Annotated in this window: 13 protein-coding genes and 1 pseudogene; 11 read left to right on the top strand and 3 right to left on the bottom strand. The window is 52.8% G+C overall.

The genetic code is table 11. The annotated features are described in order from the left end of the window. Window positions 1-10: 10 nt before the first annotated feature. Window positions 11-478 (bottom strand): OsmC family protein, encoded by a 468-nt coding sequence (locus HOY33_RS20610; RefSeq protein WP_172289403.1) that lies wholly within the window; start codon window positions 476-478, stop codon window positions 11-13. Between the two features lie 244 nt (window positions 479-722). Here HOY33_RS20610 and HOY33_RS06600 point away from each other — a divergent pair, with 244 nt between their 5' ends. Together HOY33_RS06600 and HOY33_RS06595 are read left to right on the top strand one after the other, a co-directional pair. After that, window positions 723-2,000: an acyltransferase gene (locus HOY33_RS06600; RefSeq protein WP_172289402.1), complete on the top strand. Its 1,278-nt coding sequence runs from the start codon at window positions 723-725 to the stop codon at window positions 1,998-2,000. A gap of 229 nt (window positions 2,001-2,229) precedes the next feature. Then, a complete protein-coding gene (locus HOY33_RS06595) occupies window positions 2,230-3,273 on the top strand; it encodes a DUF481 domain-containing protein (protein WP_172289401.1) in 1,044 nt (347 codons plus the stop codon). A gap of 66 nt (window positions 3,274-3,339) precedes the next feature. Here HOY33_RS06595 and HOY33_RS06590 read toward each other — a convergent pair whose 3' ends face one another. Then, the gene (locus HOY33_RS06590; protein ID WP_172289400.1) at window positions 3,340-4,026 is read right to left on the bottom strand and encodes a gamma-glutamylcyclotransferase; all 687 of its coding nucleotides are present in this window, start codon (window positions 4,024-4,026) and stop codon (window positions 3,340-3,342) included. Window positions 4,027-4,398: 372 nt separating this feature from the next. On the opposite strand from HOY33_RS06590, the pseudogene HOY33_RS20795 reads away from it, so the two are divergent. The 3 genes and pseudogenes from HOY33_RS20795 to dauA form a co-directional block, all read left to right on the top strand. After that, window positions 4,399-4,527: pseudogene (locus HOY33_RS20795) on the top strand (siderophore-interacting protein); the annotation flags it as partial. Window positions 4,528-4,778: 251 nt separating this feature from the next. Then, window positions 4,779-5,876 (top strand): sodium-potassium/proton antiporter ChaA, encoded by a 1,098-nt coding sequence (gene chaA / locus HOY33_RS06585; RefSeq protein ID WP_172289399.1) that lies wholly within the window; start codon window positions 4,779-4,781, stop codon window positions 5,874-5,876. Window positions 5,877-6,049: 173 nt separating this feature from the next. Continuing rightward, window positions 6,050-7,768 (top strand): C4-dicarboxylic acid transporter DauA, encoded by a 1,719-nt coding sequence (gene dauA / locus HOY33_RS06580; RefSeq protein ID WP_172289398.1) that lies wholly within the window; start codon window positions 6,050-6,052, stop codon window positions 7,766-7,768. A gap of 31 nt (window positions 7,769-7,799) precedes the next feature. Here the strand turns inward: dauA and HOY33_RS06575 are convergent, their stop codons facing one another. Then, window positions 7,800-8,219: a hypothetical protein gene (locus tag HOY33_RS06575; RefSeq protein ID WP_172289397.1), complete on the bottom strand. Its 420-nt coding sequence runs from the start codon at window positions 8,217-8,219 to the stop codon at window positions 7,800-7,802. A 132-nt stretch (window positions 8,220-8,351) separates the two neighbouring features. Here HOY33_RS06575 and folM point away from each other — a divergent pair, with 132 nt between their 5' ends. The 6 genes from folM (at window position 8,352) to HOY33_RS06545 (ending at window position 14,594) form a co-directional block, all read left to right on the top strand. Then, complete coding sequence (gene folM / locus HOY33_RS06570) at window positions 8,352-9,074, top strand: dihydromonapterin reductase (protein WP_172289396.1); 723 nt, start codon at window positions 8,352-8,354, stop codon at window positions 9,072-9,074. Between the two features lie 107 nt (window positions 9,075-9,181). Continuing rightward, the gene (gene rstA, locus HOY33_RS06565) at window positions 9,182-9,916 is read left to right on the top strand and encodes a two-component system response regulator RstA (RefSeq protein WP_172289395.1); all 735 of its coding nucleotides are present in this window, start codon (window positions 9,182-9,184) and stop codon (window positions 9,914-9,916) included. Beyond that, a complete protein-coding gene (rstB, locus tag HOY33_RS06560) occupies window positions 9,913-11,217 on the top strand; it encodes a two-component system sensor histidine kinase RstB (protein WP_172289394.1) in 1,305 nt (434 codons plus the stop codon). Before rstA ends, rstB begins: the two co-directional genes overlap by 4 nt. A 152-nt stretch (window positions 11,218-11,369) precedes the next feature. Continuing rightward, window positions 11,370-11,615, top strand: a complete 246-nt coding sequence (gene asr / locus HOY33_RS06555) for an acid resistance repetitive basic protein Asr (protein WP_233356295.1) — start codon at window positions 11,370-11,372, stop codon at window positions 11,613-11,615. Window positions 11,616-11,920: 305 nt separating this feature from the next. Continuing rightward, window positions 11,921-12,757, top strand: coding sequence for a serine protease (locus HOY33_RS06550; RefSeq protein WP_172289471.1), 837 nt, complete (start codon window positions 11,921-11,923; stop codon window positions 12,755-12,757). 67 nt (window positions 12,758-12,824) lie between these two features. Further along, on the top strand, window positions 12,825-14,594 hold the full coding sequence (locus tag HOY33_RS06545; RefSeq protein WP_172289393.1) for an EAL domain-containing protein: 1,770 nt from the start codon (window positions 12,825-12,827) through the stop codon (window positions 14,592-14,594). Window positions 14,595-14,691: the final 97 nt, after the last annotated feature.

Raw genomic sequence — 14,691 nt, 5'->3', positions numbered from 1 at the left:
TGTAACGCAATCACCCAATCCGCGGTTGACACTCCACCGGGAAATTCACCGAATGGGCGATATAGCAGGCGTCATGCGCCAGTTTGTGCAGTTGCTCGTACTCATCAGCGGTAGGCTGTTTTTCGCCGCTGAAGCGCACCTGCGGGCATAATGCCACCTTCAGCATCGCCGTTTTGCCGGCTTGATTCACCCCCATCGTGCCGACAGCGTTGTCCTGATAATCATCGACGCAAAATTTATGTTGTGCGGCAATGGAGAGGAACCACAGCATATGGCAGCTCGACAGCGAAGCCACCAGCGCCTCTTCAGGATCGACCGCATCACTGACCGACATGGGCAACGGTACAACATGCGGTGAGGACGATGCGCGTAATCTGATGCCGCCATCGAACTGCCAGTGATGCAGCCGGCTATAGCGGTTATTGAGAAAAGGCTGCCCGTCGCGCTCCCAGGTTATTGATGCAATATATTCGGACACTATTCTGTTTCCTTAACTGTAAAGACTGATAACGCACAGCCACGAAGATGACCCGTAGGGAGTAGATTATTCCTTTATGAGTCGGATTTTCCAGCGAATTTTTCTGCTCGCGCAAAACTAAACAATTCCTAAACGAGGGCGGCAATTATAGCTATTATCCTAATTAACGCAGCGTTGCTCTCGTTTAAACTGAGCAATTACCGCACTTGCCCGCTGTTATAACAGCGGTTGAATGAGGAACGACATGAAGAAAGTGAGTAAAGAGCGCTTTATCGGGCTGGAATGGCTGCGATTTCTGCTCGGCTGTTATGTGATGATTTATCACACCGTGCATATTTATCCCCAACGTGAGCGCGTGCCGTTTTTAAGTGAACTCACCAGCATGGGATTTTTTGCCACCAGCACGTTTTTTGTGCTGTCGGGCTTTTTATTGGCGCATGTTTACATCAAAGACGGACGCTTGCGCGAACCGGCCCGTCAGTTCTGGGCAAAACGTCTTTTTAATCTCTATCCGATTCATATTATCGCGTTGCTGGCCTCTATCGCCGTTGTCACTCTCATGCAATGGCTCGCCATTCCGCCGGAAGGACAGGTCGCCAGCGCTCGCTTTGTAATTTACGACACCAACGATCCGGCAGCCGATCCGCAGGCGTTGCGTCATTATATGACGAATACCCAATTGGCTTTTAACAGCTTCTTGCAGTTGTTAATGCTACAGGCATGGAACCCCTATTTTCTAACCTTCAATGCGCCGCTGTGGTCGCTTTCCACCCTGTTCTTCTTTTATATGACGTTCCCGTTGCTGGCGCCCCGGCTGCTCAACAGCCGCCATCCGTGGTTATGGATGGGGATTATTTGCCTATTGTATCTGCTGCCGCCGATCTGGGTCATCTGGCAGCAGCAATACGGCATGCCCTACACCGGCTTGTTACAGCGCGGCCCTATTTTCCGCTTGCCCGAGTTTCTGGCCGGTATTCTGGGCTATGCCCTGTTCCGAAAATATCGTCAGCAAGGCGTCGAACCGCTCACTAAAGGCCAGCGTTATGCCGCGGCGCTTTTCATTGTCGCCAATTTTATCGTTGCCACCTGGCTTTTCACCCACGGTGAGGCGTATTGGTATTTCCTGCTGCACAACGGGTTATTATTGCCCGCTCAGGTTGGGTTGGTTTGCCTCAGCGCGCTGGCCCGCGATCCCAATAGCGAATGGCTGCGACACTGGTCGCCACGATTGGGCGCCGCATCGCTGTCCATTTTTGCGCTTCACGTACCGCTGTTTAATCTCTTCCGCACGATGGAACAATTGGTTAGGGGTAATCCGCTGGCCTGTTTCAGCGATTGGGATCAGTGTATCGCCGCCGCCGGGCAGGTTCAGTTATCCATGATGGGATATCTCATTTTCCTGCTATCCACCGTGGCGCTGTGCGTATTGTTCCAGGAGCGGATTGTTTTTCGTGTCCGGCAGTTCCTGACGGCACGCTTCCTGACTCCTCGCCCGCCATCCCGCTCGCGAAACGCGGCTTAACCCTGTCGACAGCTATAACGCAAATGTGATGAACATCGCGTTATAGCTGTTAATCATCAATCATATCTTTTATAACTATTTACATTCTAATCAATCGCGTTTTTGGGCTAGAGCATCCTTTCGATTCCTGTTACTGTTTGCGCTTCCGGACTGAACCGGTTCATTATTCATCGGCTGCACGTCTTAAATGACGTCTTTCAAAACCTGTCACCACTGTTTATCTGGCAAAATGACACTATCCAAACATGCAATATCTTCCCTGAGTCTGGTTATCGCCCTGGCGTCCACCGGCATTTCCCAAAGCCATGCCGATACCATTTGGTTGACCAATGGCGACAAACTCAGTGGTAAAATCACACTGCTTGACGGCGGTAAATTATTCATCACCTCCGACTATGCCGGTTCAATCTCCGTGGCATGGGACAAAGTGAAAACCTTCGAGACCGATCACGGTTTGGTGATTCAAGGGGAACGGTATAAGGAAGGCGAGCTGTATCCGGTGATTAAAGCCGGAGACAATCGCGCCATTATCGCCACGCCGTCGATTTCCAGCGAGGCAACCGGGCCGCAAACGCTACAGCTGTCGGAAATCACCTCCATTGTTGCACAGAAGCCGCTGGTACAGGACTTCACCATGAAAGGCAACATTGACGCCGGCATGGCGCATAAGAAAAGTTCGACCGAAACCGATAACTATGATGTGACCCTCAACACACAGGCCCGACATGGCACCTGGCGTCATAACCTTGACGGTAGTTACCATCTGGCTAAAGAAAACAATGTGGAAAGCACCAAGAATGCGGGCGGCGAATATGCGCTGGATAAATTCCTGGATGAACATTGGTTCTGGCAGGGGCGCTACCAGTACAAACGCGATTGGATAGAAAGCATTAAAATCAACCGCTCAATCGGTCTCGGCCCGGGTTATCAGTTCTGGGATAACGATCTTGGGGCGTTCTCGTTGACATCGCTGATCAGTTCTCAAACCTATGTCTATCAGACCAACGAGCAAGATAATTTCTACTCAGGCGGCATTAAGTGGGATTACAACCGCTATCTGTTCAGTAAATCGGTGCAGGCTTTCACCGGCGGTGAACTGGGCCGTTCTTTCGACGCTACCGCGCCGTTTTATCTGAAAGCCGATGCCGGTCTGCGCTTCAAGCTGACTGACTGGTCTTCCCTGAGTATGAAAGTGTCGCGCACCCGCATCGAAAGCGATCAGGGGAATGTTAACGATACGCTGTACACGATGGGTGTCGGCGTCGGCTGGTGATCCTCCGCGTTCTGCTTGGGATTCGATCGGCGAACGTCAGGGACAGGTCGTTCGTCGATTGTCTTTTCAGGCATTGCCGGTGTTATTAGCCGCGATCTGTTGCTGTAGCAAACGAACCCGCTGAGCCAGTTCGCTTAGCTCTTCATCGGCCATTCCGAAGTTCTTCAACGCATGTTCCAGCGCAAACAGATACTGTGCATTGGTTCCCAGCGGGCCGCTGGCCTGAGCAATCAACGGCGCAACCCGTTGAATGCAGGTGTCCTCTTCAACCAGCGGATGCGCCGGTTCCGAAACGAACACCAGAGCCGTGACGGTGTCACCGTTTTGCTGATGCAGTTCACACCACAGCGGGCGGTAACATCCGGTCAGCATTTCACGCTTCCACAGCAGTTCCAGATCCTCACGCAGCGACGATTCAGACAGACGAAAAGCCAAACCGGTGGTTTTCCCGCCCGGTTTCAGCGCCAGCATACGACCAGGACAGCTAACCGTGCCCCTGCCAAGGGTCAAACGCAGGCAAAAAGCCCGATGCCAGTTGTGCAAGGTGGCCAGACAGGCTTCTTCCGCATCAAAAATCGGGTTCCACATCAGTGAGCCGTAGCCGAATACCCAGACAGGACTGCAATCGGGGCGACGGGCCAGCGTTTTCTCCAGCGAATCAGCACGTTGTTGCGGCGTAAGTAATAAGGTTTCCTCAATCGATCCAAAAGACGTTCTACAATCTGCTTTCTGCAAAAAATCGCGTGTCAACACGGCTATATAACCCCCGAACCCTATCCTTTTCTACTTCTACCCATTTGGCCTGTTGTCGTTCCATCCTTAAAACCCAACACTGTCGCTTGGTTAATTTTACGACAGCAACGACACTGAGATTATTCATTTCCGGCATCGCAATCAAGTTTGATGTCGTTCACAAAAACACAAAAGCGCACGATTGCGTCATTTATGCGGATAATTCGCTCTCCCCGCTCTCTAGGTAACATAGATCGGCCAATCGTTTCGCCGGTTAACAGATTTTTGTATCAGGAAACCCATTCTTATCCGGCGCGTAAAATACAAACCTGCTAAGGTTAATCCACACGGATCGCGGGTGCAATGCAGGTCACAAACGCTCGGTTTATCCAAGTCCGGCGCGATGGCGGATATAAGAGGAATCAGCTTTATGCGGCTCCTTACTGGCGAGAAGGACTAAATAAAGAGGCTTATCAGCATAAACCCTACGATATCATGGACAATTATGCTGATTGGCTATAAAAAAAATAATTAATATTATATAGATAGGGAGAAGATTAACGATATTCTCCCTTTTCATTTTAATTACCGCTCAAAGCGTAAAAATCGGTAAAAAGTCCGCGAGCCATTAGAGAATCTGTTAATCTACAGGTTCTTTTTTTACGCTATAACTACTTTTTAGTAACGTCTTTGCCGAAAAGAAAAGAAAAACTGATGACATTCCGTTTTTTATGCCATAGCGCATAATTCCGTTGGATAAGGAGAACCCCGCAATGAAGTCTTACACTGAGGTTGTCAAAACCCGCCATCAGGAATATTCACTTATTCTGCCGATAGCCGCGCTGATCGTTCTGTTCCTGTGGGGGGGCACACAAGATTTCCTCGCCATTCTGGGTATTAACTTACTGGCTTTAGCCGGGATCCTTTTCAGCGCCTTTAGCGTTGTCCGCCATGCCGACGTGCTGGCTCATCGCTTGGGCGAACCCTACGGTTCACTGATCCTAAGCCTGTCGGTGGTCATTCTTGAAGTCAGCCTGATTTCAGCCTTGATGGCGACCGGCGACGCAGGCCCGGATCTGATGCGCGACACGCTCTATTCAATTATCGTGATCGTCACCGGTGGTCTGGTCGGCTTTGCGCTGCTGCTGGGCGGCCGCAAGTTTGCGACGCAATACGTCAACCTGAGCGGTATTAAACAGTATTTAATGGCGATTTTCCCGCTGTCGGTGATTGTGCTGGTTTTCCCCAGCGCCTTGCCTGAAGGAAATTTCAGCGTGGCGCAATCCCTGCTGGTTGCGCTGATTTCCGCCGCGATGTATGGCGTATTTCTGCTGATCCAAACCCGTACTCACCAAAGCCTGTTTGTCTATGAGCATGAAGATGAAGGCGACGACGACGCTCATCATGGCAAGCCGTCGGCGCACAGTTCGCTGTGGCACACGGCATGGTTGCTGATCCACCTGATTGCCGTTATCAGCGTCACCAAGATGGACTCGCAGCCGCTGGAAGCCCTGTTGACGGAAATGAATGCGCCGGCACAGTTTACCGGCTTCCTGGTCGCCTTGCTGATTCTGTCGCCTGAAGGGTTGGGCGCAATCCGTGCGGTACTGAAAAATCAGGTACAGCGGGCGATGAATCTGTTTTTCGGCTCGGTTCTGGCTACCATTTCATTGACCGTCCCCGCCGTGACCATCATCGCCATGATCACCGGCCAGACGCTGAACTTCGGTCTGGATATGCCGCATATCGTGGTGATGCTGGCCGTGCTGGTGCTATGTCACATTACGTTTTCAACCGGCAGAACCAATGTCCTGAGCGGCAGCGCACATCTGGCGCTGTTCGCCGCCTATCTGATGACCATCATGCTTTAATCGCCCCGCCTGCCGACACTGTATTCCCGCAGTGTCGGCCTGCCTCAATCCGCTTACCTTTGATGTATATCTGGATCTTCCAAGCACATCCGGCGTATCGTATATAGCGCATTTCTACGACGGACCCAGCCGGCCCGCCATTTTTGTTTCTTCTTTTATTGGTTCTCTCTTAGATGAAAACGCATGGAATTAACGGTATCAAACCGTTCAGCGCCCTGATCGAGGCGTGCTGGCGCGAAAAATATACACTTCAACGTTTTACCCAGGACATTATTGCAGGGATCACGGTTGGGATTATTGCCATCCCGCTGGCAATGGCGCTGGCTATCGCCAGCGGCGTTCCTCCTCAATATGGTTTATATACCGCGGCGATTGCCGGGATCGTCGTCGCGGTCAGCGGCGGCTCCCGCTATAGCGTTTCCGGCCCGACGGCGGCTTTTGTCGTCATCCTCTATCCCGTATCGCAACAGTTCGGCCTGTCTGGCTTGCTGGTCGCCACCTTGCTTTCCGGCGTGTTTCTGCTGCTGATGGGAATATGCCGTCTCGGGCGCTTAATCGAATATATTCCGCTGTCGGTCACCCTCGGTTTTACCTCGGGGATCGCGATTACCATCGGTACGATGCAAATCAAGGACTTCTTCGGTTTGCAGATGGCCGTGGTGCCCGAACACTATGTTGAAAAAGTTTCAGCGATGGCCCAGTCTCTGCCCACCTTACAAATTGGCGATACGCTGATTGGCGTCGCCACGCTGCTGGTGCTGATCGGCTGGCCCAAACTGGGGATCCGCTTGCCGGGCCATCTGCCGGCATTGCTGGCGGGCGTTGCGGTAATGGGCGTGGTGTCGCTGTTTGGCGGCGAGGTGGCGACCATCGGGTCTCGTTTCAGCTATCTGCTTGCCGATGGCACACAAGGCCAGGGCATTCCGCCTATCCTGCCGCAGCTTGTTCTGCCCTGGGATGTCGTGACGCCCGGCGGTCAGTCCATGAAACTCGACTGGCAGAGTATCTCAGCCCTACTGCCCGCGGCGTTTTCAATGGCCATGCTGGGGGCCATTGAATCTTTGCTGTGCGCCGTGGTGTTGGATGGCATGACCGGCAGAAAACACAACTCGAACGCCGAACTGATGGGACAAGGCTTTGGCAATATCATCGCCCCGTTCTTCGGCGGCATTACCGCCACCGCCGCCATCGCCCGTTCGGCGGCGAATGTTCGCGCCGGCGCCACGTCGCCGGTGTCCGCCATTGTCCACTCGCTGCTGGTGTTGCTGGCCTTGCTGGTGCTGGCGCCCTGGCTGTCTTACCTGCCGCTGGCGGCGATGGCCTCGCTGCTGCTGATCGTCGCCTGGAATATGAGTGAAGCGCATAAGGTAATCGACCTGCTGCGTCATGGGCCGAAAGACGACATCATCGTGATGCTGCTGTGCATGTCGCTGACCGTTTTGTTCGATATGGTGATCGCCATCACCGTCGGAATTGTGCTGGCTTCGCTGCTGTTTATGCGGCGCATCGCCCAGATGACCAAATTGAGTGAATTGCCGGAAACCCGGGAACCGGAGCAATTGGTGCTGCGCGTCAACGGCCCGCTGTTCTTTGCCGCCGCCGAGCGTATCTTTAATGATTTGATGATGCGCAGTGAAAATTACCAAACCATCATTCTGCAATGGGATGCCGTTTCGGTACTGGACGCCGGAGGCTTGAACGCCCTTCTGCGCTTTAGCGACGCCTTACCGGCAGGTAAACACCTCATCATTACCGATATTCCGTTCCAGCCGTTGAAAACGCTGGCCCGTGCGAATGTGCACCCCGTCGAAGGCCGTCTTAGCTTTTACGGCTCTTTGGCGCAGGCGCTTGAAGTAACGGCGGAAGAAAGAAAAACAGCGGTCGCGGGATGACACGAAAACCTCGGCCGGACGACATGTTTTTTTAGTGAGGCACGGCGGGTAAATCGAGACGAACGGACAGACGATCGTCGCGTTGGGTTAATGACAGCGAGTCATGGAACTCCTCGCCAATTACGCTCAATTGCTCGTGCGTCAGCGGGTAAGGCAACTGGATGTCAAAAGCGTCCAGCCCCTGACGCCGGGCCAGCGCAATCAGCCTGACAATATTGGTTTCATCACTCACCTGCGTGGACAAGACCTGCAAGGCGAGCACTTTCAGCCGATCTTTGGGCGCCGTCTGTCTGGCTAACGGCGCTTTCGTCACCATGCCGAAAATCGGCAACACGCCATACATGGCATCCATGAAACGCCAGCGCTTATTGCATAGCGCGGCCAGATAATCTGTGTAATCGATACAGATTTTTTCACTGGAATATACAGATTCAGGGCGACGCGTTTCCATTCCCCTTTACACCTCTCTACCAGCGGATTTATCGCACATTTTCACCACAAAACCCTATCATGCAAGATAGTTTATTCAGGTATATTGTCACGGTTTATTGTCGTGTTACCAGCCAATTCAGGAGTATTGACTGTGGCAACTTTTCCTTCCGCCCCCGTATTGATTACCGGCGGCGCCCGACGCATCGGGCTGGCCTTGGCTCGCTCATTTCTGGCGCGGGACATCCCGGTCATCATCAGCAGACGCACGCCTTATCCCGAGCTTGAGGCATTAGCGCAACAGGGCGCGGTCTGTCTGCCGGCTGATTTCTCCACCACCGAGCAGATTTATGCGTTCGCCGAGCAGATCAAAACCTTGACGCCGCATCTGCGGGCGATTATCCATAACGCCAGTAGCTGGCAGGCGGAAAGTGCCGATATTCCACCGGAAAAGACGCTGGCGGATATGCTCCAGATCCATGTTTATACCCCCTATCTGCTCAATCAGTTGCTGGAGCCCTGCCTGTGCGGTCAAGGCGTCGCCGGCGCTGATATTATTCATCTGACCGACTTTGTAGTGGAAAAAGGCAGTGATAAACATATCGCCTATGCCGCCAGTAAAGCCGCGCTGGATAATATGACCCGTTCCTTTGCCCGTAAACTGGCGCCCGAAGTCAAAGTTAATGCCATCGCCCCCGCGCTGATCATGTTTCATCCCCATGATGATGCGCAATATCGCCGGCAGGCGCTGGATAAATCCCTGATGAAAATCGCGCCAGGCGAAGAGGAAATTGTGCGGCTCGTCGACTACCTGCTCGCCAGCCGCTATATCACCGGAGAAACCATCGCGCTGGATGGCGGCCGGCCGCTGCGTTGAGATAACAATCGGCCGGCGGTTTAACACCCGTTTACGCTTCATGACTAGTGCCGCAATAGCCATCGATCTATGCTATCGGCAGCATTGTTCATGATGATACGGATGCCATGCATAAAATTGTTTTTGTAGAAGACGATGTTGAAGTCGGTAAGCTGATTGCCGCCTATCTGGGTAAATATGATATTGAGGTTCGGGTGGAGCCGCGTGGCGATCGGGCGCTGGCGTTCGTCGAACAGCAACAGCCCGACCTGGTGCTGTTGGATATTATGCTGCCCGGTAAAGACGGTATGACCCTCTGCCGGGAGTTGCGTCCGCAGTATGGCGGCCCGATTGTTCTGCTGACCTCGCTGGACAGCGATATGAATCATATTCTGGCGCTGGAAATGGGCGCCGACGACTATATTTTGAAAACCACCCCGCCCGCAGTGCTGCTCGCCCGCCTGCGGCTGCATTTCCGGCAGTATGCCGCCTCAACGTCAGCCGCGGCGGCTACGTCCGCTACGCCGTTGCAGATCCATAAATCCCTGAATTTCGGCCTATTACGTATCGATCCGGTTAACCGTGAAGTTACATTGGGTGACGAAAATATTGCGCTATCAACCGCTGATTTTGACCTGCTCTGGCAACTGGCGACCCATGCCGGTCACATTATGGATCGCGATGCATTGCTGAAAAGTCTGCGCGGCGTCAGTTACGATGGCATGGATCGCAGCATTGACGTCGCCGTCTCCCGCTTGCGTAAAAAGCTGTACGACAATCCGCTGGACCCCTTTCGCATCAAGACGGTGCGTAACAAAGGCTATCTGTTCGCCCCTAATAGCTGGGAGCCTGTCGCACCATGAAAAAGCTGTTCATCCAGTTTTTTCTGCTGCTGTTTGCCTGCTTTGTGGTGATGACCCTGCTGGTCGGGCTGGTGTATAAAGTCACCGCCGAACGCGCCGGACGGCAATCCATGGACGACCTGATGAAAAGCTCGCTCTATCTGATCCGTAACGAGCTGCGCGCTATTCCGCCCCGCGACTGGCATAAGACCATCAACCAGCTTGATTTGAACCTGTCGTTTAAACTGCACATTGAACCACTGAGCAACTACACGCTGCCCGCCAGAACCCAGCAGCGGTTGAATCAGGGCGCGATTGTCGCCCTGGATGATGAATACACGTTTATTCAGCGTATTCCGCGCAGCCATTATGTGTTGGCGGTCGGGCCGATTCCCTATCTGTTTTTTCTGCATGAAATGCGCTTGCTGGACTTGTTGCTGGTCATGTTGATCGGCCTGTCGCTGGCGTTGCCGGTCTTCCTGTGGATGCGCCCGCACTGGCGGGCGATGCTGAAACTGGAAAGCGCCGCTCAACGCCTGGGGGATGGACACCTTGAAGCGCGTACGCACTTCGATAACACCTCCAGCCTGTTTCGGCTTGGCGTCGCGTTTAACCTGATGGCGGACAACCTGAATCAGCTGATCACCAGCAAAAAACGACTGATCGATAATATTGCCCATGAGCTACGCACGCCGCTGGTAAGACTCCGTTATCGACTCGCTATCAGTGAACATCTGACCGACGAGGAACAGCTGGCATTAAACCGGGATATTGGTCAGCTTGAAGCTTTGATCGATGAGTTGCTTACCTATGCCCGGCTGGATCGACCACAGGTCACGCTGCACCTCGCCGAGATTGATCTTCCCGTCTGGCTGCAAACCAAAATCGATGATATTCGGCTGATCCATCCCGACAAAACCATCACGCTTGATATTTCCCGCCGGGCAAATTTCGGCGCGCTCGATCTGCGCCTGATGGAGCGCGTGCTGGATAATCTGGTCAACAATGGCCTGCGCTTCTGCCGCTCGCGCTTGCATATCAGTCTGCAACCGGACGGCGGCGACAGAGCCTGTTTGCAGGTTGAGGATGACGGCCCCGGCATCGAACCCGAAAATCGAAAATCTATCTTTGAGCCTTTTATTCGCCTGGAGGCCGGGATCGAAAACAGCAGCGGCGGCTGCGGCCTGGGACTGGCCATCGTTTATGCCATCGTTCGCGCTTATGAAGGGAGCATCACCGTGGACGGCAGCCCGCTGGGCGGCGCCCGTTTCCGATTCTGCTGGCCGGTGAAAACCGCCGACACACCGAGAGCCGATCGGTAACTCGGCGATCTTTTGGCTGAAAACGGGCGCTGTACAAACTGTTACACGCCGATACCAATCACTTACGGAACGCGATTGCTCTTTTCTTTATGCTCTCTTCACCGACCCAAACCCGGGTCACGAAACCTGAATGAGATAACGAGGAAATAATGATGATGAATAAAGTCGTAGTAATGATCGCCGGTGCGGCGCTGGGTCTGTCTTCCGTAGCATTTGCCGCCGACATCGCCCCCAGCGCCCCGGCTCAAGCGGCCGCCCCTACCGCGCCGGCTAAAGTAACCCACAATAAAAAACACCTGAAAAAAGCCAATACGGTCGAGCAAAAAGCACAGGCCGCTAAAAAACAAGCGAAAAAAGCCAAAACCGTCAAACCGGCGACCACCACGCCGGCGGCTTGATAAGCGCGGCGTTATGCCGTGACCGATTTTTATCCACCTCAGACACCCGGTAAGACGGGTGTTTCTTTTATGGGATATCGAATGATGCCGCATCGTTATTCATTTGAAATCATGCTATCCCTGGTGCTTATCTGCGGACTTATCGCCTTGCTCTTTTTTCTATAGATCATCAGGTTAAGTTCCCATTACTGGCTAAAAACACCGCCAAGCAATCCTCTTTCCCGGCAAATTGACGCTATAGTTATTTAATCAAAGCTATTTAACAAATCGCTGACGTCCAGATTAAGGCACACTATTACATGTACATGCGCATATCAGCCTGGTTGTTATGTTCATTATCTTTTTTCACCCTGTTTAGTTGGGCGGGAGATACCGCATCCGAAGCTGAAAAACAGCAGCAGAGGTTATTTTTCAACCATGACGATCGGGATCGGGTTCCTGATGCCGCACAATGGCCGTGGCAGGCTATCGGCCAGCTTGAAAGCGCCAGTGGCAATCTGTGCACCGCAACGCTTATCTCGCCGCATCTGGCGCTCACCGCCGGGCATTGTGTGTTGAGCCCCGCCAACAGCGAGCCGGACCTGCCGGTCGCGCTGCGTTTTTTGTCGACAGACAACGGCTGGCAATATGAAGCAAAAGACATTGAGGTTTTGGTCAATAAGAAACTCAGTGAAAGACTGGAGGCCGATGGCGACGGCTGGATTGTTCCCCCTGCCGCTGCGCCGTGGGATTACGCCCTTATTCGCTTAAAGCGGACGCCGCCGGGAATTACCCCCCTGCCCATATGGCAAGATAGCCGCCTGGCATTGATGCAAGCCTTGGCGCAACATGGGCAACGTGTTACGCAGGCGGGCTATCCTGAAGATCATCCGAATACGCTTTACCGTCATCAGGACTGCGTGATTACCGGCTGGCTCCAGTCTGCGGTGCTATCACATCGATGCGATACCTTGCCGGGCGACAGCGGTTCGCCGTTACTGCTGCGCACCGCCTCGGGATGGGTGCTGATGGGCATTCAAAGTTCCGCGCCTGCCGCCGGCGATCGTGATAAAGCGGATAATCGCGCCATTGCGGTGACGGCAATCCGTCAAGCGCTGGAAACATTGGCCAACAAATCAAGATCGTCATCACTAACGCCTTAGCTTGCCCGGTGCCGCCATGCTACTGTGTAAGCATAAGATATGTTGTTACGAGTAAAGAGGAATCAGCATGTTACGCCATTTAAATCATGATGAAAAAAAACGCATGCAGACTCTGGATATCGTGCAGGATCTGGATACCTTTCAGGATAATACGCTTAACAAGATCACCGTGCTGGCATGCCAGTTGCTGAAAATGCCGACCGCATTAATCACCCTGAGCGGATCACAGAAACAGCACGTCAAAGCGAAAACCAATTTCGCCTTGAACGAAATGGAAAAAATCGGCTCGTTCGATCAATTTACCGTGCAAACCGGCTGTTTTCTTATCTGTCAGGATGCTTTGCAGGATGAACGATTTAAAGACAGTCCCTATGTCGCCGGCCCGCCGCATATCCGCTTTTATGCCGGGATCCCGCTGTTCACCGAAGAAGGCTACGCCATCGGCACCCTGTGCGTCATCGACTATACGCCCCGCACGTTCAGCATGCTCCAGTTGCACACGCTAAAGAATCTGGCGGCCATCGCCATATCATTGATCAAATACCGTAATGCTATCGGCCTCATCGATGCGGTCACCATGTTGCCGAACCGTCAGCGATTAATAGAGGATATTAATCACATGACGGATATCTATGAAAACTATCTGCTGATACTCATTGACAGCATTGATATCTCTTATGCCTATGAAATGGGGCGGGCGCTGGGTATGCCGACGGTCGAAAGCGTGCTGAAAGATATCGGCCTGTTTCTGCGCCTGGCGTTTGATTCACGTGAAAATGTCTATTGCGTCGCCGTCGGCCGCTTTGCCCTGCTGATCAAGGCGGATAGAAAAGAACGGATTTTAGCTGAACTGATGCGCTGTGCCGATCATATCCCGGAAAGCATCACCAGCCATGTCCCATTAAAATTGGAATTATTTGTCGGCTATACGGAATTTCAGGTTCCGGTAAACGATCCGCAGCGCATTCTGCGCGAGTCAATGAGCGCGGTGCAGGATGCGATGAAAAATAATGTCCGCCAATGCGCTTACAACGAAAGCAGCGATAAGGCGCAGCAAATCGCCTTTACCCTGCTCAACGAGCTTTCCGATGTTTTGCAGCATAACAAGCCCGGCCTGTATCTGGTTTATCAGCCCAAACTGAATATCAAGACCGGCAACGTGATCGGCGCGGAAGCCCTTATCCGTTGGCATCATCCCAATTTGGGGGAGATTTACCCCGACCGTTTCATTCCTTTGGCGGAAGGCACGACCCTGATGCGCCCGCTAACCGAGTGGGTTATTCAGCAAGCCGCTCAGCAGGCAAAACTCTGGCGTCAGGCGGGCATTGTATTTCCGATATCCATTAACGTCGCCGCCAGTAATTTCGCTGAAGATAATTTTATTTCGCGGCTAGTCAATATCCTTAGCAACCACGGGCTGACGAGCGCTGATATTGAAATTGAATGCGTGGAAACGCAAAAAATCGTGGAAAGCTCCGAGACGCTTGCCACCATCCTCGAACTAAAACAGCGCGGCTTCACGATTTCGCTGGATGATTTTGGCGCGGGCTACAGCAATTTGAGTTACCTGAAAAATATCCCGGCGACCATCATCAAGCTGGATAAGTCGTTGATCCAGGATATTAAAACCAATCACGATAGTCGAACCATCGTTGAATCGATCATCAGTATGCTGCATAAGCTTGATTACGATGTTCTGGCGGAGGGCGTTGAAAATAAAGAAACGCTCGAATACCTGACGCAATTCGATTGCGATGAAGTTCAGGGCTATTATTTCTCCCGGCCGCTGCCGCCAAAAGATTTCATGGCGTGGCTGAGTCACCATCAGCACGGATAATGTTATCCGTGCCGACAGGGTTGGGCGGCGCACCGTGCGGCTATTTTAATTCTTCGCCATGACATTGCATATCCCTCCGTCATTCACTACTACTTAA

It is taken from the genome of Brenneria sp. hezel4-2-4, from assembly GCF_013155275.1.
GTDB lineage: Bacteria > Pseudomonadota > Gammaproteobacteria > Enterobacterales > Enterobacteriaceae > Brenneria.
The sequence above is the reverse complement of the archived record's forward strand: the minus strand, read 5'-3'. Positions and strand labels throughout refer to the sequence as shown.

Bases quoted from the DNA above. Each gene is read 5' to 3' on its own strand.
- chaA (WP_172289399.1), top strand. From the start codon at position 4,779: ATGAAGTCTTACACTGAGGTTGTCAAAACCCGCCATCAGGAATATTCA.
- asr (WP_233356295.1), top strand. From the start codon at position 11,370: ATGATGAATAAAGTCGTAGTAATGATCGCCGGTGCGGCGCTGGGTCTG.
- rstB (WP_172289394.1), top strand. From the start codon at position 9,913: ATGAAAAAGCTGTTCATCCAGTTTTTTCTGCTGCTGTTTGCCTGCTTT.
- rstA (WP_172289395.1), top strand. From the start codon at position 9,182: ATGCATAAAATTGTTTTTGTAGAAGACGATGTTGAAGTCGGTAAGCTG.
- HOY33_RS06575 (WP_172289397.1), bottom strand. From the start codon at position 8,219: ATGGAAACGCGTCGCCCTGAATCTGTATATTCCAGTGAAAAAATCTGT.
- HOY33_RS06545 (WP_172289393.1), top strand. From the start codon at position 12,825: ATGTTACGCCATTTAAATCATGATGAAAAAAAACGCATGCAGACTCTG.
- HOY33_RS06595 (WP_172289401.1), top strand. From the start codon at position 2,230: ATGACACTATCCAAACATGCAATATCTTCCCTGAGTCTGGTTATCGCC.
- HOY33_RS06600 (WP_172289402.1), top strand. From the start codon at position 723: ATGAAGAAAGTGAGTAAAGAGCGCTTTATCGGGCTGGAATGGCTGCGA.
- dauA (WP_172289398.1), top strand. From the start codon at position 6,050: ATGAAAACGCATGGAATTAACGGTATCAAACCGTTCAGCGCCCTGATC.
- HOY33_RS06550 (WP_172289471.1), top strand. From the start codon at position 11,921: ATGCGCATATCAGCCTGGTTGTTATGTTCATTATCTTTTTTCACCCTG.